Annotated in this window: 18 protein-coding genes and 1 pseudogene; 5 read left to right on the plus strand and 14 right to left on the minus strand. The window is 66.5% G+C overall.

Annotated elements, in window-relative coordinates; genetic code table 11:
• From obgE to ndk, 5 genes are all read right to left on the minus strand, one after another.
• The coding region (obgE, locus tag VFH65_RS05050) for a GTPase ObgE (RefSeq protein WP_353320053.1) at window positions 1–1,159 on the minus strand (1,159 nt) is incomplete at its 3' end.
• A gap of 86 nt (window positions 1,160–1,245) precedes the next feature.
• The gene (gene rpmA, locus VFH65_RS05055; RefSeq protein ID WP_353320054.1) at window positions 1,246–1,512 is read right to left on the minus strand and encodes a 50S ribosomal protein L27; all 267 of its coding nucleotides are present in this window, start codon (window positions 1,510–1,512) and stop codon (window positions 1,246–1,248) included.
• Window positions 1,513–1,524: 12 nt separating this feature from the next.
• A complete protein-coding gene (gene rplU / locus VFH65_RS05060; protein ID WP_353320055.1) occupies window positions 1,525–1,836 on the minus strand; it encodes a 50S ribosomal protein L21 in 312 nt (103 codons plus the stop codon).
• 150 nt (window positions 1,837–1,986) lie between these two features.
• A complete protein-coding gene (locus tag VFH65_RS05065; protein ID WP_353320056.1) occupies window positions 1,987–4,887 on the minus strand; it encodes a translation initiation factor IF-2 N-terminal domain-containing protein in 2,901 nt (966 codons plus the stop codon).
• A 297-nt stretch (window positions 4,888–5,184) separates the two neighbouring features.
• A complete protein-coding gene (gene ndk / locus VFH65_RS05070; protein WP_353320057.1) occupies window positions 5,185–5,595 on the minus strand; it encodes a nucleoside-diphosphate kinase in 411 nt (136 codons plus the stop codon).
• 108 nt (window positions 5,596–5,703) lie between these two features.
• Here ndk and VFH65_RS05075 point away from each other — a divergent pair, with 108 nt between their 5' ends.
• A complete protein-coding gene (locus VFH65_RS05075; RefSeq protein ID WP_353320058.1) occupies window positions 5,704–6,156 on the plus strand; it encodes a DUF4383 domain-containing protein in 453 nt (150 codons plus the stop codon).
• On the opposite strand, the gene VFH65_RS05080 is transcribed toward VFH65_RS05075, so the two are convergent.
• The 6 genes from VFH65_RS05080 to VFH65_RS05105 form a co-directional block, all read right to left on the minus strand.
• On the minus strand, window positions 6,153–6,566 hold the full coding sequence (locus tag VFH65_RS05080; protein ID WP_353320059.1) for a DUF4233 domain-containing protein: 414 nt from the start codon (window positions 6,564–6,566) through the stop codon (window positions 6,153–6,155). The two genes, VFH65_RS05075 and VFH65_RS05080, sit on opposite strands and share 4 nt — an antisense overlap.
• On the minus strand, window positions 6,563–8,011 hold the full coding sequence (gene folC, locus VFH65_RS05085; RefSeq protein ID WP_353320060.1) for a bifunctional tetrahydrofolate synthase/dihydrofolate synthase: 1,449 nt from the start codon (window positions 8,009–8,011) through the stop codon (window positions 6,563–6,565). The genes VFH65_RS05080 and folC overlap by 4 nt, the downstream gene beginning before the upstream one ends.
• The gene (locus VFH65_RS05090) at window positions 8,008–10,653 is read right to left on the minus strand and encodes a valine--tRNA ligase (protein ID WP_353320061.1); all 2,646 of its coding nucleotides are present in this window, start codon (window positions 10,651–10,653) and stop codon (window positions 8,008–8,010) included. The genes folC and VFH65_RS05090 overlap by 4 nt, the downstream gene beginning before the upstream one ends.
• Window positions 10,654–10,719: 66 nt before the next feature.
• The gene (locus VFH65_RS05095; RefSeq protein WP_353320062.1) at window positions 10,720–11,340 is read right to left on the minus strand and encodes a DUF937 domain-containing protein; all 621 of its coding nucleotides are present in this window, start codon (window positions 11,338–11,340) and stop codon (window positions 10,720–10,722) included.
• A gap of 93 nt (window positions 11,341–11,433) precedes the next feature.
• Window positions 11,434–12,690, minus strand: coding sequence for a saccharopine dehydrogenase family protein (locus VFH65_RS05100; protein ID WP_353320063.1), 1,257 nt, complete (start codon window positions 12,688–12,690; stop codon window positions 11,434–11,436).
• 10 nt (window positions 12,691–12,700) lie between these two features.
• Window positions 12,701–14,671, minus strand: coding sequence for a S9 family peptidase (locus VFH65_RS05105; protein WP_353320064.1), 1,971 nt, complete (start codon window positions 14,669–14,671; stop codon window positions 12,701–12,703).
• Between the two features lie 79 nt (window positions 14,672–14,750).
• On the opposite strand from VFH65_RS05105, the gene VFH65_RS05110 reads away from it, so the two are divergent.
• The 4 genes from VFH65_RS05110 to VFH65_RS05125 are packed head-to-tail and all read left to right on the plus strand — an operon-like array spanning window position 14,751 to window position 17,515.
• On the plus strand, window positions 14,751–15,149 hold the full coding sequence (locus tag VFH65_RS05110) for a winged helix-turn-helix transcriptional regulator (RefSeq protein ID WP_353320065.1): 399 nt from the start codon (window positions 14,751–14,753) through the stop codon (window positions 15,147–15,149).
• The gene (locus VFH65_RS05115) at window positions 15,146–15,673 is read left to right on the plus strand and encodes a PaaI family thioesterase (RefSeq protein WP_353320066.1); all 528 of its coding nucleotides are present in this window, start codon (window positions 15,146–15,148) and stop codon (window positions 15,671–15,673) included. The genes VFH65_RS05110 and VFH65_RS05115 overlap by 4 nt, the downstream gene beginning before the upstream one ends.
• Before the next feature lie 28 nt (window positions 15,674–15,701).
• Window positions 15,702–16,871, plus strand: a complete 1,170-nt coding sequence (locus VFH65_RS05120) for an FAD-dependent oxidoreductase (protein ID WP_353320067.1) — start codon at window positions 15,702–15,704, stop codon at window positions 16,869–16,871.
• Window positions 16,868–17,515: a VOC family protein gene (locus VFH65_RS05125; protein WP_353320068.1), complete on the plus strand. Its 648-nt coding sequence runs from the start codon at window positions 16,868–16,870 to the stop codon at window positions 17,513–17,515. Before VFH65_RS05120 ends, VFH65_RS05125 begins: the two co-directional genes overlap by 4 nt.
• Here the strand turns inward: VFH65_RS05125 and VFH65_RS05130 are convergent.
• The 3 genes and pseudogenes from VFH65_RS05130 to mobA all read right to left on the minus strand — a co-directional run bounded on the left by VFH65_RS05130 (window position 17,481) and on the right by mobA (window position 20,183).
• Window positions 17,481–17,981, minus strand: coding sequence for a transglycosylase family protein (locus tag VFH65_RS05130; RefSeq protein ID WP_353320069.1), 501 nt, complete (start codon window positions 17,979–17,981; stop codon window positions 17,481–17,483). The genes VFH65_RS05125 and VFH65_RS05130 overlap by 35 nt on opposite strands.
• A gap of 218 nt (window positions 17,982–18,199) precedes the next feature.
• Window positions 18,200–18,433 (minus strand): annotated as a pseudogene (locus VFH65_RS05135) (transglycosylase family protein); the annotation flags it as partial.
• Between the two features lie 1,150 nt (window positions 18,434–19,583).
• Window positions 19,584–20,183, minus strand: coding sequence for a molybdenum cofactor guanylyltransferase (gene mobA / locus VFH65_RS05140; RefSeq protein WP_353320070.1), 600 nt, complete (start codon window positions 20,181–20,183; stop codon window positions 19,584–19,586).
• Window positions 20,184–20,192 lie beyond the last annotated feature (9 nt).

Raw genomic sequence — 20,192 nt, forward strand, 5'->3', positions numbered from 1 at the left:
AGCGTTCGGGCCGTGTCCCGCGAACCACGAATCCGCCCTGCCCGTCGGCCTCGACGGTGAAACCGCTCTCGTCGACCGGAATCGGGCGGATGACCGGCCGTCGCGGCACGATCTCCGGCTGCGACGCACGGTACGCCGACACCATGTCCCAGAGGGCGAACGTCAACGGCCGCAAGCCTTCGCGTGCAACCGTCGACACCTCGTGCACGGGCCAGCCGAACCGCCGGGCGACCTCGTCGCGAACGAACTCCGCCAGCTCACGCGCTTCAGGCACGTCGATCTTGTTCAGCACCACCGCCCTGGGCCGATCCGCCAGGTCACCCAACGTCGAATCGCCTTGCAGCGTCGGGGTATACGCGGCGAGCTCGGCTTCCAGCACCTCGATGTCGGAGACCGGGTCGCGGCCCGGCTCCAGCGTCGCGCAATCGACGACGTGTACCAGCACGGCGCATCGCTCGATATGGCGTAGAAAATCAAGGCCCAGCCCGCGGCCTTGCGACGCGCCGGGGATCAGGCCGGGGACATCGGCGACGGTGAAGGTGTGCTCCCCCGCCGACACCACACCCAGATTGGGCGCCAGCGTAGTGAATGGGTAGTCCGCGATCTTCGGCTTGGCCGCCGAAATGGCCGACACCAGCGAGGACTTGCCAGCGGACGGGAACCCGACCAAGCCGACGTCTGCCACGGTCTTGAGTTCCAGCGTGAGGTCGCGGACCTGACCCTGCTCGCCGAGGAGCGCGAAACCGGGCGCCCTGCGCGCCCGCGATGCGAGTGCGGCGTTGCCCAGTCCGCCCCGTCCGCCGGCGGCGGCTTCGAATCGAGTACCCGCGCCGACCAGGTCCGCGAGCAAGCGCCCGTCCTCGTCGAGCACGACGGTGCCGTCGGGAACCTTGACTTCGAGGTCGGCGCCTGCAGCGCCGTCGCGGTTGCTTCCCGCGCCCTGCTTGCCCGACGGGGCTACGACATGCGGATGAAAGTGGAAATCGAGCAGCGTGTGGACCTGCGGATCGACGACCAGGACGACGCTGCCGCCGCGACCGCCGTTGCCGCCATCGGGGCCGCCGAGCGGTTTGAACTTCTCGCGGTGAACCGAGGCGCAGCCGTTACCGCCGTTGCCCGCCCGCGCGTGGATCACGACGCGGTCGACAAACCGAGGCATTGGACTCCCTAACTAACCAACGAGTGTGAAGCTACTGCGGAAATTCAGCCGAGAACTCGCAGTAGCGTCACATTCGCGGCAGAAGGTTAAGCCTCCGGTCGCGTGGCGCGGACGATGTTGACCGTCTTGCGGCCACGCTTGACGCCGAACTCGACGGAGCCAGGAGCCTTGGCGAACAAGGTGTCGTCGCCACCGCGCCCGACATTGACGCCGGGGTGGAAGTGCGTGCCGCGCTGCCGGACGATGATCTCGCCGGCCTTGACGATCTGACCGCCGAAACGCTTGACGCCGAGCCGCTGCGCGGCGGAGTCACGACCGTTGCGAGAGCTGGAAGCGCCCTTTTTGTGTGCCATGTCGAACGCCTCCTACTTGATGCCGGTGACCTTGAGGACCGTCAGCGGCTGACGATGTCCCTGCCGCTTGTGATAGCCGGTCTTGTTCTTGAACTTGTGGATACGGATCTTGGGGCCCTTGGTGTGCTCGAGCACCTCGCCCGTCACCGCGACCTTTTCCAGCGCCTTGGCGTCGCTGGTGACCTTCGCGCCGTCGACGACGAGGGCGACGGGCAGCGAGACCTTGGCTCCGGGCTCAGAGTCGAGCTTCTCGACCTTGACCACGTCTCCGACGGCGACCTTGTACTGCTTGCCGCCGGTCTTGACGATTGCGTAAGTCGCCATCGTGCTGTCACTCCTACGTCGTTTCTTTGACAGCGCGCTACAGGTGCTACGCGTGTCTGGGTTCTCCGACTGCCGCCGGCCTGGCCTGGCGACAACTGCTCAAGGTTACGTGAGGGGCGTCTACAGGGTCAAATCACCGCAGGTCACGGCTCAACTCCCATGTGCAGGCGGTCCCGCAGGTCGGGCGGCTGCTCGACGGCGATGCCTGCCGGCCGGAGGACGCACCGAGGCCGGCTCGCCGACGTCCTCGGCGGCGTCGTCCTCGTCCGACTCGTCCTCATCCGAATCGTCGTCGTCGGAGTCGTCCTCATCCGAGTCCTCATCCGAGTCGTCGTCTTCGGAGTCGTCGTCTTCGGAGTCGTCGTTTTCGGAGTCGTCGTCGATGACCTCGATGTCGTCGTCGATCTCGTCGTCGTCTTCGTCGTCGGCGTCGAGGTCGATCTCGTCCTCGTCCGACTCGTCCTCGTCTGAGTCCTCATCCGATTCGTCGAAGTCCTCGTCTTCGAGTTCTTCGTCGGCGGAATCGACAACGGCCTCGCGGATGGTCTCGGGGTCGAGTTCTGCGACTTCCTTTGCGGCCGTCGTCTCCTCGCCCTCGCCCTCCTCATCGTCTTCGTGGCGACCGTTGGCGGCGGCCATCGCCTTGAACATCGGATGTTCGCCCGCGGGATGTTCAGGCACCTTGGGAATCTCGACGTCCTCGGGCTTGCCGCCGCGCTTGCCGCGCTTACCGCGCCTGCCACCGGACTCGGACTTGCGAGAGGTCGCCGACGTGGAATCGACGGGATCGCCGTGTAAGAGGATGCCCCGCCCGGCGCAGTGCGGACACGGAGTCGAAAATGCCTCAAGCAGTCCGGTGCCCAACCGCTTTCGGGTGAGCTGCACCAATCCCAGCGACGTCACCTCCGACACCTGATGACGGGTGCGGTCGCGGGCCAGCGCCTCGGTCAGCCGGCGCAGCACCAGATCCCTGTTGGATTCCAGCACCATGTCGATGAAGTCGATGACCACGATGCCGCCGATATCGCGCAGCCGCAGCTGACGCACGATCTCCTCGGCGGCCTCCAGGTTGTTCCTGGTGACGGTCTGTTCCAGGTTGCCGCCAGAACCGGTGAACTTGCCGGTGTTGACGTCGACCACCGTCATGGCCTCGGTGCGGTCGATGACCAGCGTGCCGCCCGACGGCAACCAGACCTTGCGGTCCATGGCCTTGGTCAGCTGCTCGTCGATGCGGTGCACGGCAAACACGTCCGGTCCGTCCGCAGCGGGCTCATACTTCGTCATCCGCGGAAGAAGCTCGGGGGCAACAGAACTCACGTACTCGTTGATGGTGTTCCATGCGTCGTCACCCGCGACGATCAACCCGGAGAAGTCCTCGTTGAACAGGTCGCGAATGACCTTCACCAGCACGTCGGGCTCTTCGTACAGCGCGACCGCCGCGCCCGCAGCCTTTTTCTTGGTCTCGGCGGCCTTGGCCTCGATCGACGTCCAACGTTCCTGCAGCCGGTTGACGTCGGTGCGGATGTCTTCTTCCTTGACGCCCTCTGAGGCGGTGCGGATGATCACGCCGGCGTCCGACGGGACGACCTCGCGAAGGATCTCCTTTAGCCGCTGCCGTTCGGTGTCGGGCAGCTTGCGGCTGATGCCCGTCGACGACGCACCGGGCACGTAGACCAAATAACGGCCGGCCAGCGACACCTGGGTGGTCAATCTCGCGCCCTTGTGCCCGACCGGGTCCTTGCTGACCTGGACCACGACATAGTCGCCGGGCTTGAGCGCCTGCTCGATCTTGCGCTGCGCGCCGCCGAGGCCTGCGGCCTCCCAGTTCACCTCGCCGGCGTAGAGCACGCCGTTGCGGCCACGGCCGATGTCGACGAACGCCGCCTCCATCGACGGCAGCACGTTCTGCACGATGCCGAGGTAGATGTTGCCGACCAGCGACGTCTGGGCCGCCGACGTGACGAAATGCTCGACGACGACGCCGTCTTCCATCACCGCGATCTGCGTGTAGCGGGCACCTTCGTGCGGCGGCTCGCTGCGGACCTTGTCGCGCACGATCATCGTGCGCTCGACGGCCTCGCGTCGGGCCAGGAATTCGGCCTCGCTCAGAATGGGCGGACGGCGACGGCCCGCATCGCGGCCATCGCGACGGCGTTGCCTCTTGGCTTCCAGCCGGGTCGATCCGCTGATGCCCTGGATCTCGCCGTTGCCGTTGTCCTTATCTTTGTCCTTGTTGCTGCGCGGCGCGCGCTCATGGACGACGGTGTTGGGCGGATCGTCTGGGGCCAGACCGGCGGCGTTGTCGTCACCGGAGCCGGACTTGCGGCGACGACGACGGCGGCGACGGCGGGTGCCGCCGTCTGCGCCTGCGCTGTCGTCGTCACCGGAGTCTTCGTCCGATTCGTCGGACTCGTCGTCAGAATCCTGATCGTCGCCCTCGGCATCGGAGTCGGCATCGCCGTCGTCACCGTTCTGCTCGCCACGTCCACGACCACGTCCGCGACGCCCACGGCGACGACGCCGGGCAGCGGGACGCTCGGCCTGCTCCTCGTCCGAGTCCTCTTCTCCGTCGTCGCTGTCATCGCTGTCGTCGTCCTCGTCGTCTGCGACCACGTGGATTTCGACAGGTTGCGGCGCCATGAAAAGCGGCAGGTAGGCGGGCGGCGCCGTCTGCGGGGCGGGTTCGAGGATCAGTCGCGACTCCGGCTCGTCGCCGGCGCCGTCAGGGTCGGGACTCGAAACGTCGGCGCCCGCATCGACGGAATCGCCGGGCGCGTCGGGACCCGAATCGTCAGAAGTCGAATCGTCAGGGGCGGCCAGCGCTTCACGCACGCGCTCGGCTTCGTCCTGGTCGACGGTGGAGTGCGCGCTACGCGCCCGGCCATCGAGTTCGGCCAGCGCATCGAGCACGCGCTTGCTGGTGGTGCCCAGCACTCGCGCTAGCGAATGGACCCTCAGCTTCTCCGGCTGCGGTTCTCCGCCGCCGGCGGCCGCTTCCTGTTCGCCCTGTGTCTCTGCTGATAGGTCTTCGGTTGGGGCATCCTCGGCCACGTAGTCTCCTCTAAGCCCCCGGGCGCGTCGTGCTTAGACGCGGCCACGCGAGGGCTTCCGCTATGGACCCGGGCAAACGCACCCGGGCTTGTCATGGTCTCGCCCCGAGCGGCCCACTATTGGAACCATCTCGGTGCCTGTCTGAATGATGGCTGGACGGTCGGCGCCGCACCGCGGTTGGCGATGGTCGCGCTCGTCGAAGTCTTCATTCGGGCGACCGACCCTGGTATACGGCCGGCTACCCGGCTCTAGTATCCCACATCACGCACGCCAACCCGACCAGGCTGCGGAAGCTGGCTAAGCGCCGGGGAACCAGAGCTCGATCTCGCGGGCGGCCGACTCGGGCGAATCCGAGCCGTGAACGAGGTTGTCCTGAGTGACAAGTGCCAGGTCACCGCGGATGGTGCCGGGCGTGGCCTTCTCGACGGGATCGGTCGCACCCGCGATCTGGCGAAACGCGGCAACAGCGCGCGGGCCTTCCACAATGGCTGCCACGACAGGCCCCGAGGTAATGAACTCCAGCAGGGACGGGAAGAACGGCTTGCCCTCGTGTTCGGCGTAGTGCCGGCGGGCAAGGTCGTCGCTGACGTCCTTGAGTTCGAGGGCCGCAAAGGTCAGGCCCTTGCTTTCGATTCTGCGCAGGATTTCCCCAACTAGACGTCGCTTAACGCCGTCGGGCTTGATCAACACGAGGGTCCGCTCAGTCACGGCCGACAGCCTAGCGGGGTTCAACCCATCCACGAGCGCAGCGGCAACGAATGGTGGATGGCCGGCCGGGTTTGTCCGATGTCGGCGTCACATGAGAAAGGCGAAACGATGGCGACACAACAATCCGGAGGAGCGACCTCGACCCGCTGGGCTCCGGTGCAGATAGCGGCGCTTGTAGTCGGCGCAGCGTTCCTGCTCACCGGCCTGCTGGGCTTCATTCCCGGCATCACGACCAACTTCGACATGCTCAGCTTCGCCGGTCACCACTCCGGCGCGAAACTGCTTGGGCTGTTTGAGGTTTCGGTGCTGCACAACGTCGTCCACCTGGCATTCGGCGTCGCCGGCCTTGCGCTGGCGCGCACGTTCAGCGGCGCGCGCGGGTTCTTGCTCGGCTCCGGTGCGATCTATCTGGTGTTGACGCTGTTCGGTCTGGTGATCGACCACGAAAGCCCGGCCAACTTCGTACCGGTCAACGCAGCCGACAACTGGCTGCACCTGGTGCTGGCCGTCGCGATGCTCGTGCTGGGAGTCGTGCTCGGCCGCCGTCGCCGCACCGCCTAGTCGGGAGGAGGCTGCTGCCCCGGCAGGAGTCCGCGTTTCTGCCGGCGCAGCACCTCGGCACGCAGGTAGGCGATGAACGCCCACACCCCGAGGAAGACAACGCCGATGAAGCCGATCGCACCGTGCACGACGACGCCCGCGATCAGCACCAGCTGGATCGCGAGGTTCACCCAGATCGCCCACGGTCTGCCCTGCACACCGGCCAGCAGCACAAGCACGACCGCGAACCCGATGAGGTAACCGCCGCTGCCCGCGGTCAGGCCGCCGCCGTCGGCGCGCGCGACCACCGGCAGGGCCAGCAGTACGACGATGGCCTCCAGGATCAGCGTGCCGGCCATGACGCCGCGGAAGCTCTTCCATGGATCCCGAGCCGCCTGGCCTGCGTCATCGCGCTGCGGCTCCTCCGTCATGCCGGATCCCTTCCGAACAGCGTTCGCGCCGCCCCCGCGGTGACGACCGAGCCGGTGATCACCATGCCGCTGCCGCCGAGACCCTCCCCGCCACCGGATTCCTCGACCAGCGCCGTAGCCGTCTCGATGGCGTCGGGCAGCGTGGACGCGGTGATCACCCGCTCCGGGCCGAACCGCTCCTCGGCGCGCAGTGCCAGCGCGTCGACCTCAAGCGCACGCGGCGAGCCGTTGTGCGTCACCACGATTTGGTCGAAGGCCGGCTCCAGTGCGGCAAGGATGCCGTCGACGTCCTTGTCGGCCATCACCGAGACGACGCCGACGAGAGTGCGGAAGTCGAATTCCTCCTGCAGGGACTGCGCCAGCGCAGCGGCGCCTGCGGGGTTGTGCGCGGCGTCGATGAATACGGTTGGGGCGCTGCGTAACCGTTCCAGTCGGCCGGGGCTGGTGACGGCCGCGAAGCCGGCGCGCACCGCGTCGATGTCGAGTTGTCGCTGCGCACCTGCGCCGAAGAAGGCCTCGACAGCGGCAAGGGCGAGTGCGGCGTTGTGGGCCTGATGCTCGCCGTGCAGCGGCAGGAAGATTTCGGAGTACACCCCGCCGAGGCCCTGCAATTCGAGCAGCTGACCACCGACGGCGACCTGCCTGCCGAGCACCGCGAACTCCGAATCCTGGCGGGCGACGGCAGCGTCGGCCGTAACTGCTTGCGCCAGGAGGACTTCCATGGCCTCCGGCGTCTGTCGCCCGATCACCGCCACGGTGTCGGTCGGCACGAGGTCGTCGTCCTGTTTCGTGATGATGCCCGCCTTCTCGGCGGCGATCTCGGCAATGGTGTCGCCGAGGTAATCAGCATGGTCTACGCCGATCGGTGTGATGACGGCGACGGGCGCGTTGACGATATTGGTGGCGTCCCACCGTCCGCCCAGACCAACCTCGACGACCGCGATGTCGACGGGCGCATCCGCGAACGCGGCGAAGGCCATCGCGGTGACGACTTCGAACTTGCTCAAACGCGGGCCCTCCCCCCCGAAAAGCCCAGCCTGTGACTGCTGATCGACCAGCTGCACGAACGGTTCAACCTCGCGATAGGTCGCGACGTACTGCGCTGGGCTGATGGGCTTTCCGTCGATCGAGATGCGCTCCACCGCGGACTGCAGGTGCGGGCTGGTGGTGCGGCCGGTGCGGCGATGCAGCGCGGTCAGCAGGGCGTCGACCATCCGTGCCACCGACGTCTTGCCGTTGGTGCCTGCGATGTGAATCGACGGGTAGCCGCGCTGCGGCGAGCCGAGCAGCTCCATCAGCGCAGAGATCCTCGCGGTGCTGGGCTCGATCTTGGTTTCCGGCCAGCGCTGGTCCAGCAGGTGCTCGACCTGGAGCAGTGCGGCGATCTCGTCTGGTGTCGGGACCTCGTCGGCAAGTCGCCCGTCGAACGGCTCGGGCTCAGTCATCGGAGGCCGGCCAGGCGGGACGTGATCCGGTCGACCTCTTCGCGGGCCACCTGTTGGCGGGCGCGAATCTTCTCGACCACATCCGCTGGAGCCTTGGCCAGAAAGGCCTCGTTGCCGAGCTTGCCTGCGGTGCCCGCCAATTCCTTCTCCGCCGCGGCGAGGTCCTTCTCCAGCCTGCGGCGCTCGGCCGCGACGTCGACGGTGCCCGACGTGTCGAGCTCGACCACCACCGTGGCCTGGCTCAGCCGAACCTCGACCGCAGCCGACGGCGTGAAGCCGTTCCCGGCGTCGGTCAGCCACGCCAGCGATGTGACCGCAGGGATCTGACCGTCGACGTCGGCTTTCGCGGTGTCGGACAGTCGCGCAGGCACCTTCTGCCGGTCGGCAAGTCCCTGGTCGCTGCGGAACCGCCGGATCTCCGTGATCAACTTTTGCATATCCGCGATGCGTTGCGCGGCAACCGAATCCAGCGCGAATCCGGACGATTGCGGCCAGTCGGCGATCACCAGTGACGCGCCACCGGTCAACTGCTTCCACAGCACCTCGGTGACGAACGGCATCACCGGATGCAGCAGCTTGAGTAGCGTGTCCAGCACAGTGGCCAGTACTGCAGTCGTGCCCGACAGTCCCTGAGCCAGTTGCACTTTCGCTAGCTCGACGTACCAGTCGCAGAACTCATCCCATGCGAAGTGGTACAGCGCCTCGCACGCGCGGCTGAACTCATAGCTGTCGAACGCCGAATCCACCTCGGCCCGCACCTCTTCGAGCCGGCCGAGGATCCATCGATCGGCATCGGTCAGCTCAGCGGCGTCGGGCAGAGGCGCCGGGCTGGCCCCGTTCATCAGCGCGAACCGGGTGGCGTTGAACAACTTGGTGGCGAAGTTGCGCGACGCGCGGGCATGGTCCTCGCCGATCGACAGGTCGCCACCGGGGCTTGCCCCGCGGGCCAGTGTGAACCGCAGCGCGTCGGCGCCGAACTGCTCCACCCAGTCAAGCGGGTCGACGCCGTTGCCCCGCGACTTGCTCATCTTGCGGCCGAACTCGTCGCGAATCAGCCCGTGCAGGAAGACATTCCGGAACGGCACCGGCGCTTCACGCTGCCCATCGGCGGTGATCGCGGGATCGTCGGCAACGAATGTGCCGAACATCATCATCCGGGCCACCCAGAAGAACAGGATGTCGTAACCGGTCACCAGCACCGTGGTCGGATAGAACTTCGCCAGTTCGGCAGTGTGGTCCGGCCAGCCCATGGTCGAGAACGGCCACAGCGCCGACGAGAACCAGGTGTCCAGCACGTCGGGGTCCTGCTCCCAGCCCTCCGGCGGGGTTTCGTCGGGACCGACGCAGACCGTCTCGCCGCCAGGGCCGTGCCAAATCGGGATGCGGTGGCCCCACCACAGCTGGCGGGAAATGCACCAGTCGTGCATATTGTCGACCCAGTCGAACCAGCGCGGCTCCAGGCTCGGCGGGTGAATCACGGTGTCGCCGTTACGGACAGCGTCACCGGCGGCCTTGGCCAGCGACTCGACCTTGACCCACCACTGCAGCGACAGCCGCGGTTCGATGACCTCACCGCTGCGCTCGGAATGGCCGACGCTGTGCAGGTACGGTCGCTTCTCCTCGACGATGCGGCCCTGCTCGGCCAGCGCCTCACGCACCTTGACCCGCGCCTCGAAGCGGTCGAGGCCGTCGAAAACTGTTCCCGTGTCGATGATCCGGGCCTTGGTGTCGAGCATCGACGGCATAGGCAGACTGTGCCGAAGGCCGATCTCGAAGTCATTCGGATCATGCGCTGGCGTGACCTTGACTGCCCCCGTGCCGAATTCGGGGTCGACGTGCTCGTCGGCCACGATGACAATCTGACGGTCGAGGAACGGATGGGGCAGCGACTTGCCGACGAGATCACGGTAGCGATCGTCGTCGGGATGCACCGCGATCGCGGTGTCACCAAGCATCGTCTCGACACGCGTGGTGGCGACCACGATGTGCGGTTCGTCGTCGCGCAGCGAGCCGTAGCGGAACGACACCAGCTCGCCCTCGACGTCTTCATACTTGACCTCGAGGTCGGAGACCGCGGTCTGCAGCACCGGTGACCAGTTGACCAGCCGCTCGGCACGGTAGATCAAGCCCGCGTCGAAGAGCCGCTTGAAGATGGTCCGGACCGCGCGGGACAGGCCGTCGTCCATGGTGAACCGGTCGCGGCTCCAGTCAACGCCGTCGCCGAGGCGGCGCATCTGACCGGCGATGGTGCCGCCGGATTCGTGCTTCCAGTCCCACACCTTGTCTATGAACAGCTCGCGGCCGAAGTCTTCTTTCGTCTTGCCGTCAACGGCGAGCTGCTTTTCCACCACGGTCTGGGTGGCGATCCCCGCGTGATCCATACCGGGCAGCCAGAGCACCTCGTAGCCCTGCATGCGCCTGCGCCGGGTCAGCGCGTCCATCAGCGTGTGGTCGAGCGCGTGACCCATGTGCAGGCTGCCGGTCACATTGGGCGGTGGCAGCACAATCGAGTAACCAGGCTTGCCGCTGGACGCGTCCGCCTTGAAGTAGCCGGCGTTGACCCAGCCCTCGTAGAGCTGCGCCTCCACTGCGCCCGGGTCCCAGGACTTGGGCAGGGCGTCGGGTGCAGGGCTGGCGGTCACCGCGCCATTCTATGAAGTGCGGTGATCTGCCCGCCGGGACGGTCTTCCTTGGCTCAGGCTCGGTGGCTACTTCTTGCCGCCGAGCAGCCCGCCAAGGATGTCGCCGATCGGATTGTTCTGGCCTCCGCCGCCGCCGCCGAGCACGCTACCGAGGATGCTGCCGAGCGGGTTGTTGCCGCCGCCGCCACCCGCGCCGCCCAAGATGCTGCCGAGCACATCGCCGAGGCCGCCACCGCCAGCAGGTGCCTGCTGGGCTTGTGTCTCGGCCGGGGCCGCGCTCTTCTGGGAGAGCTGCTTGCCGATGTACGCCAGCACGATGGGCGCCAGGATCGGCAGCAGTTTCTTGATCAGATCGCCACTACCGGCGCCGGTTCCCGCCAACGCCGACGCGACTGCGTTGCTGTCGTTGCCGCCGAAGATACGCGCGACGTGCTGATCGCCCTGTTTCGCATCGATCTGGTCGACGCTGACTCCGCCATCGAGCAAACCGCTGGCGCCTTGCTGGGCGACGGCGGACTCGAGTTCGCTCGAGTCGATCTCGTTGGCCTGGACGTTCTCTGCGAGCCCGCCGACGAGCGCAGGTACCAGCGTGCGGATCGCGTTGTTCACCTCGCCTTCATCTGCGCCGACCTTGCTCGCAATGTCTTTAACAGGAATCTGATTGAACAGCTCGTCGAGACCAGCCATGGCATGTCCACCTTCGTTGCTGGGATGTTGCACAACCGCGGTGACGACACTAGTCCAGTTGATCTTGGTAAGCAGGTGTTCGGGTACGCCCGATTAATTCAGGCGCGACGTCTCCAGTGACACACCGGCAGCAGGGAATCGGGCGAGCAACGCGTCACCCATCGCCGCTGCGGGTGTCAGCACTCCGCGCAGGCCCGAGAGCCGGTCGCGGTCGAGCGCCAGCGCCAAGCCGCTCTCGCCGAGCAGCACCGACGTCGCCTTGTAACCGGGATCGCCCTTCTGCGACATGGTGGCTCGATACCGGGCCCCGGTTGTTGTGGTGGTGTAGGTCTCGACCGTGTAATGGCCTTGTTCGCGGGCCCGCGCGCTGGGGCCGGTGCCCGGTTTCGGTGCGATCCGTTCGACGAGCTTCGAGGGCAGCCGGTCGAAGTAGCGGCTGCCTAGAGCCATCGTCGCAGCGTTGCCGCCGGTAGCCATCGCCGCCGCCACCGGTGCGACGATCGAGCGGCCGAGGCTCATTTGTTCGGCGTACTCGAACCGACGCCCGTAACCATAGTTGAGTAATGCGTTGCTACGCCGGACAATTCGGGTGTTAGCGGCGGCCATCACGAATGCGCCGACCCAGTACCCGTCGAGTTCGGGTGCGATGTCGCGCCCCCGACGCCACCGCAGATCGGGTTGTGCGCCGAGTTCGGGCTCCGCGCCGCGGTCGGGGGTCAGCGTGTACGGATCGTTCATCAGCCGGCGCGCCTCGGGGTCGGTGGATGCCAGCCGCATGAGCTCCAACATCGAGGCGACGGTGCCGCCGGATACTCCACCTGCGAAGGACCGAACCACCAGGTTGGTGTCGCCGAGTTCGCCGGCTTGGTCTTCCTCGGCACGCCGGTGTAGCGCGTAAACGGTGAGATCCGAAGGGATGGAATCGAATCCACACGAATGCACAATGCGCGCGCCGGTGTCGATGGCCTGTTTGTGGTACAGGTCGATGCTCTCGCGGACGAATAGCGATTCGCCCGTGAGGTCGGCGTAGTCGGTTCCGGCCGCAGCGCACGCAGCCACCAGCGGCAACCCGTACCGCAAATACGGGCCGACGGTCGTCACCACGACCTGGGTACGGGCCGCCATCGCGTTCAATGTCGACGGCTGCGAGGCGTCGGCCGTGATCAGCGGCCAGGACTGTGCGGTCTCCCCCAACGTCTCGCGCACGGCTTGCAGCTTGTCTTGGGACCGGCCGGCGAGCGCGATGCGGGCATCGCCGGCCGCCTTGGCCAGGTATTCGGCGGTCAGCTTGCCGACGAAACCGGTCGCGCCGTAGAGGACGGTGTCGAATTCACGCTCTGGTGAGCCCATATCGGCGACGCTACCCCAGCTCCTCAGGCAGTTCGACGTCCTGACCGAGCACGTGGCGTGCCAGAAATGCGGTCACCACCTGGTACCAGATCTTGGCGTGCGCAGGACTGAGCACCCAGTGGTTCTCCGACGGAAAGTAGAGAAACTGATGGGGGCTGCTGCCGTCATCGGCCGCGGGCAGTCCGGACTCGCTCAGCAGCTCGTACCACAGCCGCAGCGCCTCCCCGATCGGCACGCGATAGTCCTTGTCGCCGTGGATGACCAACATCGGTGTGCGGATCTGCTCGACGAACCGATGCGGGGAGTTCTGTTCGGCCATCTCCGGAGTCATCTCGCGCGCCCACCAGTACGCGCCGTCAGTGGTGGCTCCGAACTGGTCAAGCGCCCACAAGCTGGCGTGGGTGACGATCGCGTCGAACCGATCGGTGTGCCCGGCGATCCAGTTCGCCATGTAACCGCCGAACGAACCGCCCATCGCGGCCGTCCGCGTCTCGTCGACCCGCGGATGGGCGCACGCCGCATCGGTGGCCGCGATGAGGTCGGTGTACGGTGCGAAACCCCATGCGCCCCAACCACGCTGAATGAAGTCCTGCCCGTAGCCGGTGGAAAGCGCCGGATCCGGCATCAAGACGGCGTAGCCCTGCGCGACGAGCAGCCACGGATTCCACCGCCAGTGCCAGGTATTCCAGCTGGCCAGCGGTCCGCCATGCACCCACAAGACCAGCGGTGCCGGTTCACTGCCTGCCGGCAGCGCCAGCCAGGACCGGACCGGCTGACCGTCGTCGGCCGTCGCGGTCACCTCGGTCAGGGCGCCGGGCAGCTGTGGCGCCTCCACACAGGGCAGCACCGCAACCGTGCCATCGGGATCGATGCGCACCGGTTGGGGCGGTGAGGCGTAGGAACTGCGCATTGCGAAGATGACTCCGCCCGGCGCCGGACGCACGTCGGAGTAGGTGTAGTCGTCATCGGTGAGCCGAGATACCGCCCCGCTGTCGGGGGCGACCGCGAAGACCGGACCACGTCCGTTGTCGTCGGCGGTGACGATCAGGGCCGAGCCGTCAGATGACCAGGACACGGACGTGGGCCAGCGGTCCCCTTCGACTGCCAGTTCGGAAAATAGTTTACCGAATTTCATGTGGCACAGCGTGATTCGCGGTGCCTTCTCGGGCGTGGAGAACGTTTCGCGAGTGAATGCGACCGACGTGCCATCAGGTGAGATCGCCGGAATCGCGAGGTCGGCGTCGGCATCGTCGGCGATGGTGGTCCATTCGCGGGTGGCCATGTCGATACGGACCAGGATGCTGCGGATGGCCGCACCCGGGGCGGGCACATGCCACGTCGTGACGACGAAGGAGCCGTCGGGACTCACATCGAAGTCCGCGTCGCGCAACGCGTCACCGGGTTGCGGCGTCAGATCCCGCGGCCCAGCGGTGTCGAGCAGATGCGGTTGATCCGGGCCAAGGTCGTGATCCCAGTGCCGAACCGGATAGCCGGTGTGCAGCACCGCCGAGATCTTGTTGTCCTTGCGCAGTGTCCGCAGGCGCTTGTCGTCGTCGACATCGGATGCTGATCGCAGCAGTTTGGCCACAACGACCGTCGTCGGGGTGGCGCGTGCGGTGCGTACACCCGCGATACCGCCGGGCAGCGCCAGCTCCTCGACCGCCTCACCTCCCGCGACCGGTAACCGCCATAAGGAGGCGGGGGGCTTGTCGTCGTCCTCGGTCGGCCTGGACGCGACGAACAACAGATCGCCGGCGGCGGTAAAGGCCGGCGACGACTCTCCTTTGGCGCCGCGGGTCAACCGGCGCGCGGGCATTCGGCCCGCAGGGTCGAGTTCCCAAATGGCGCTGAGGTATTCGGTGCGCTTGTCGTTGAGCTCGGCGACGGTCGTCACCACCCGCGACCCGTCGGGCGAGACTGCAAGGCCGGAAACCCGCGGCAGCGCGAAGTAGGCGTCGAGGTCATCGAACGGTGTCGGCATGTCCCCTTGGTAGCACACGCCGCAAGCGAGTCTGAGTTGTGAGTTTGATTTTCAAACTCACAACTGGCAGGCTGACGTCATGACTTCCGCGTCCGTCGCGCCGTTGGCAGAACTGCCAGGGCGGCCCTGCCCGATCGCCGCGGCGCTGGAACTCGTCGGTGAGCGGTGGTCGCTGCTCGTCGTTCGAGAGATCGTGCTCGGAGCCACTCACTTCAGCGATATCGTCCGGGGAACCGGCGCACCCCGTGACCGGATCGCGGCCCGGTTGAAGGCGCTGGAGAGCGCGGGCGTCGTGGTTCGCTCGCAATACCAAAGCGCTCCCCTGCGTTACGAGTACCGGCTCACGCAATCCGGTGAGGCGCTCATTCCGGTCCTCGATGCCCTGTTGACATGGGGCAAGGCCAACGCCGTCATGCCCGACGACCCCGATCGGCAACGCAAATACCCACCTATCACTGAGCTCAAGGAATCACGATGACCGCAGAACTAGCCGACACCCCCCGTGCCGACTGGGGCGCGCCGCGCTCACGCACCGTGACGTGGCACGACCCCGCGCCCAGCACTGCCAAGGGCCTCACGATGGCGGGCATCGACTATCTGCGGGCGATCATCGACGGCGAGTTATCGCCTGCGCCGATTTCCGGGCTCCTTCAGTTCGGCGTAATTTCCGCCGAGCCGGGACGTGTCGTATTCACTTGCCAGCCCGACGAATCCGCGTACAACCCGATCGGTGCGATTCATGGCGGGCTCGTCTGCACACTGCTGGATTCCGTGACCGGATGCGCCGTCCACAGCACACTGCCGCAAGGTAAGGGCTATACGTCGGTCGAGATCAAGGTGAATTACTTGAAAGCCGTAAGGCTGTCCAGCGGTCTGCTCACTGCCACCGGCACGGTGGTGAAGTCCGGCTCGCGCGTCGGCTTCGCCGAAGGTGTGGTGACCGACCGCAGCGGTGCTGCCGTCGCGACCGCGACCAGCACGCTGTTGATCTTCGACCTGTAATCCGCCGCCGTCGCGCTACCTTCGACGGATGGCGCGGCAGATCCTGGTGATCGGGGCGGGCATCACGGGCCTTGCGACGGCCGTCGCGCTGCAGCGCCGCGGCCACGATGTCACCGTTATCGAGGAGCGCACCGACGCCTCGTCCGGTGCGGGCATCAGCATTTGGCCCAATGCGCTGGCCGCTCTGGACGAGATCGGCCTCGGCGACGCGGTCCGCGATGCCGGCGGCAGGGTGACCGCGGGCGCGCTGCGCTGGCGCGACGGCGCCTGGCTGCGCCATCCAGCGCACGAGCGGTTGGTCAAGGCGCTCGGCGAGCCGCTGGTGGTGATTCGCCGGTCAGAGCTGACCAGAGTGTTGGCCGACGCGGTCGCCGAAGGCACTATTCATCGCGGCCTGTCCGCACGCGAACTCACAGCCACCGCCGACGGCATCCGCGTGAGGCTGTCGGACTCGTCGACGCTGGAGGCCGACAGTGTCGTCGGCGCCGACGGCACGCGTTCGGTCGTGGCTCGTCACCTCAACGGAGCGCTGACCGACCGATACGTCGGCTACACCGCGTGGCGCGGGGTGGCCGACTACAGCCTGGACCCCGACGTCGCTGGCGAGGTGATGGGGCCGTGCATCGAGTTCGGCCATGTCCCCCTCGGGCCGGACCGCACCTACTGGTTCGCCACCGAACGCGTGCCCGAGGGCAGGGTCGCCCCGCAAGGCGAGCTGACCTACCTGAAGTCCCGATTCGCCTCGTGGGCCGACCCCATCCCGGCCGTGCTGGCCGCGACCGACCCCGAAGACGTCCTGCACAACGATCTCTACGACCGCGACCAGGCACGCCACTGGTCGCGTGGCCCGATAGTCGTCGTCGGCGACGCGGCCCACCCGATGCGACCGCACCTCGGCCAGGGCGGCTGTCAGGGGCTGGAGGACGCCGCGATCCTGGCCAGGTTCCTCGACGCAGATAGCAACCTTGCGACGGCATTCGCACGGTTCGCAGCGTTTCGCAGGCCCAGGGTGCTCTCGCTCGTGCGCGAATCGGCACTGATCGGACGGATCGTGAACCTGCGGCCGGCGTTTCTCAGCGCACTGGCCATGCGGGCTTCGGTGCTGGGGCCCGAAGCGCTGGTATCCCGGCATCTGGCGACCGTGGCGTCGCGGTCGGCCTTCGCCATGCCGACCGAGCGCGACGTCGAGCCGGCATGACCGTGCGACTAGGCCCTCTCCTCGTCGAAGCCGTCGACCCGGTGGCCGTCGAATCATTCTGGGCTGCGGCGCTGGGCGTGCCCGCACAGCGGGCGCTTGTGTCGTTTCGTCAGGAACAGCGCCCGAAGACGGTGAAGAACCGGGTGCATCTGGACGTCTACGCGCGCGACATCGCGCCGCTGCTGGATCTCGGCGCGCGGGTGCTGGCTCGGCACGCCCAACGGGTGACCCTCGCCGATATCGAGGGCAATGAGTTCTGTGCGTTCGCCGACCCTGCAGCCGACGATCGACCGCCTGCCCGGGTGTTCGCCGTGTGCACGGACAGCGACAAGCCGGAGGAACTCGCGGCGTGGTGGGCCGGCCTGGTCGGTGCGGAGGTCCGCGATGGGCCGGACGGCACGCCGCGCTGGCTGTACGGCTGCGCCGGCTGGGAGGGGTTGATCTGGAAGTTCGTCCGCGTTGTCGATGAGCCGCTTGCGCGAAGAGCGGACGGCAACGACGAGCGCGTGGTGCCCAATCGCTGGCAATGGACCCTGCGGGCCGACCCCTCGGAGCTTGGCGTCCGGCGGTCGCCGGATGGCGCGCTCATCGACCCGCAGGGCAACGAGTTCAGCGTGGCGCCGCGAACGTACCCAGCGGGTTGAGCAGTGCGGTGCACATCTGCCGGGGGTTGATGAAGCCGAGCAAGCCACTGGTGGGCATAGCGGCGCATCCGCCGGCCGTGGCCGGGGCGGCGGGAGCGGCCGGCACACCGGCGTTGGTCCAGACCGCGGGGGTGGCGCCTCGGGGGCCGCACTTGGGCCAGGCCTTGATGCCCTGGGTGCGCAGGACGTTCTCGGCCACGCGGATCTGCTCGGCGCGCGACGCGGTTGCGGGGTTGCCCACACCGCCGTTGGAGGCCCAGGTCGCCGGCTTGAACTGAAGTCCGCCGAAATGGCCGTTGCCGGTGTTGGTGGCCCAATTGCCACCCGACTCGCACTGCGCGATGGCGTCCCAGTTCACGGAGTCGGCGTTGGCGGTGGCCGTCGACAGGGCCATCGGGACGACTGCGAGCGTCCCGGAGATAGCGGTGGCCAACAGGCCCTTGATCACTGCATTACGGATATTCATCACTGCGGTCCTTCCCCGACCGTTTGACACAAGGCCCGCAAGTGAGGAGTTGTGCGCACTCACGCTGCGGCTATCAGGTGTTTCGAGTGAGGAACATCACGTGTTACGTAAGCGTCAAAAGTTTTAATCGTTACTTATCTGGCGTAAGAGGCCTCTGAGAAAGAAGAGGCGGCGCCGGGCTCACCGCCCAGCACCGCCTCCTAATCGTCGATCGGGTGCTAGCCGCGCCCGCCGCAGGTCGGCCACGCGCCGATGCCCTGTGACCGCAGCACGTTCTCGGCGACGCGGATCTGCTCCTCACGGCTCGCATTGTGGGGTGAACCGCTGCCGCCGTTGGAGCGCCAGGTTCCCATGGTGAACTGCAGGCCGCCGTAGTAGCCGTTACCGGTGTTGATCGCCCAGTTGCCGCCGGACTCGCAGGCCGCGACAGCGTCCCAGTTCACGCTGTCCGCATTCGCGGTGCCGGTCGCCAGCGCCATCGGTGCCACAGCAAGCGCACCGGCAATGGTGGCCAGACCAAACGTCTTGCGGATGTTCTTCACTTCGTTCCTTTCGCCAAGCGCGCGCCATCAACACCCGCGCTTAGGGCACGGGCGTAGCTGCCTGTACACAGGCAAGAGAGTTGGGTCGCGCCGTCTCGGTCAGACGCGACAGGGGAGGCAAGAAGTGCCTCACCGGGCGTCAGGCCCGGCGGCTGCTGAAGGCGATCCCGCCTCCCGCAGCCCCACTCACACGCAGGTTCGTGGGTTTTGAATTATTTGCTCCGTTGAAGCTGCTTGGACCGTACAAAGCCGACGGCGATTAGTCATATCCGCCGAAGCGCGTGTCGCGGACAGATCACGAGATGATCACGACCGAACCTGAGAAACGTCTATGCAGGTCAGCTGTGAGTTTGACGGGTGCGCGGAATTGGCTGCGCGCGCGTGTCGTGGTGAGCCAAATCACCATGATTTTGTGAGCTGGAACACGGCATTTCGATGTTTGAACCGCGTACTAGGCACCCGAATGTCCACCGCGGACACGAAAATCGCAGGTCAGGGCCACTCACGCCCCACCTTTCACACTGGGGTTCGCTAGGAGGGCCTGCAGACCTGCGGGCACCTGGAGATGGCGAAATCAGTTACGAGCGCAGAGTTTTCATGTCGTTCGGCAAGGCTCGAACATTGAGTGCACGTTCAGGATTTTCGCGTGTTCGTGGCCAGCTATGGCGGTGAATCCTACTGCAGAACAACGTATTTGAACTTAGTGGTGCCGCCCTGCTTGAGCGCACATGCTCGGGCCCCTGCGGCATCGGCACGCACAAGCGCGGCTCCGCCGGCCGTTTCCGCCGTCGACGCAGCGCCCGGCTCTTGGCCGACGACAGCGTGAGATCCAAAGTCCCGCACGAAATGTGCTCGAATTGCCGCACATCCCGACTGACGTGTCTCAAAATACTTGCCGTGTACGAGATTTCGGGACGCCTATCGCGAGCGTCTGCGCCGTATTCCGACGGCGCATGTCACGGCTAGGTGGTGTTTATCACGACGTTAAGCGTCACAATTAGTGCCAATGAATAACAGACACTAAAAGGTGAAATTCAAAGTGCCTTTATCGGGAAATTTGCTAGCCAATACGTGGCGGGATCGCCGTCAGATCGGCAGCAGTGTTCACGTTCGTCAACGACGGCTGCTCAGGCATCACGATCCGTTGGGTATCGACCGTCTCAACCAGCGCTCGCATGCTGCGCTCACCCGCAGCGACCAGGGCATCGACGTGGTCGGCCAGCGACGTCCGGTAGACCCCGGCAAGGTAGTGATCGCGGCCATCCCATGGCAGCACCACGTCGGCGCCGAGACGCACGGCGGGCCCGGCGAGTTCATCGATCAGATCGGTGGATAGCAGCGGCATATCCACCGCGCATACGAACGCCAACTCGACCCCGGCTTCGGCGGCCGCTCGCAGTCCGCGGCCGGTGGCCAGCAGCGGCCCGACGCCGCGCACCTCGTCGCGCAGCACCTCGGCCTGCAGGCTCGGAAGGGCTTGTCCCGGAGCGGCGATCACGAATACCGGGGAACAGCGAGGGCTGACGACCGACACCATGTGCTCGACGAAGGTCTTAGCCCCCGTGGGGCCTTCAAAAATCACCGTGGCCTTGTCGCGACCCATCCGGCGCGAGGCCCCGCCCGCCAGCACAACGGCGGCCAGCGGAATCGAAGTTGTCACGCCGGTGAC

Source organism: Mycobacterium sp. (assembly GCF_035697385.1).
In the GTDB taxonomy this organism is placed as follows: Bacteria; Actinomycetota; Actinomycetes; order Mycobacteriales; family Mycobacteriaceae; genus Mycobacterium.

What these genes read in the sequence shown, in the direction of transcription:
- VFH65_RS05130 (WP_353320069.1), bottom strand. Translation starts at nt 17,981, where the DNA reads ATGAATATCCGTAATGCAGTGATCAAGGGCCTGTTGGCCACCGCTATC.
- VFH65_RS05115 (WP_353320066.1), top strand. Translation starts at nt 15,146, where the DNA reads ATGACCGCAGAACTAGCCGACACCCCCCGTGCCGACTGGGGCGCGCCG.
- VFH65_RS05100 (WP_353320063.1), bottom strand. Translation starts at nt 12,690, where the DNA reads ATGGGCTCACCAGAGCGTGAATTCGACACCGTCCTCTACGGCGCGACC.
- folC (WP_353320060.1), bottom strand. Translation starts at nt 8,011, where the DNA reads ATGACTGAGCCCGAGCCGTTCGACGGGCGACTTGCCGACGAGGTCCCG.
- VFH65_RS05105 (WP_353320064.1), bottom strand. Translation starts at nt 14,671, where the DNA reads ATGCCGACACCGTTCGATGACCTCGACGCCTACTTCGCGCTGCCGCGG.
- VFH65_RS05125 (WP_353320068.1), top strand. Translation starts at nt 16,868, where the DNA reads ATGACCGTGCGACTAGGCCCTCTCCTCGTCGAAGCCGTCGACCCGGTG.
- rplU (WP_353320055.1), bottom strand. Translation starts at nt 1,836, where the DNA reads ATGGCGACTTACGCAATCGTCAAGACCGGCGGCAAGCAGTACAAGGTC.
- rpmA (WP_353320054.1), bottom strand. Translation starts at nt 1,512, where the DNA reads ATGGCACACAAAAAGGGCGCTTCCAGCTCTCGCAACGGTCGTGACTCC.
- VFH65_RS05110 (WP_353320065.1), top strand. Translation starts at nt 14,751, where the DNA reads ATGACTTCCGCGTCCGTCGCGCCGTTGGCAGAACTGCCAGGGCGGCCC.
- VFH65_RS05075 (WP_353320058.1), top strand. Translation starts at nt 5,704, where the DNA reads ATGGCGACACAACAATCCGGAGGAGCGACCTCGACCCGCTGGGCTCCG.
- VFH65_RS05095 (WP_353320062.1), bottom strand. Translation starts at nt 11,340, where the DNA reads ATGGCTGGTCTCGACGAGCTGTTCAATCAGATTCCTGTTAAAGACATT.
- VFH65_RS05120 (WP_353320067.1), top strand. Translation starts at nt 15,702, where the DNA reads ATGGCGCGGCAGATCCTGGTGATCGGGGCGGGCATCACGGGCCTTGCG.
- VFH65_RS05080 (WP_353320059.1), bottom strand. Translation starts at nt 6,566, where the DNA reads ATGACGGAGGAGCCGCAGCGCGATGACGCAGGCCAGGCGGCTCGGGAT.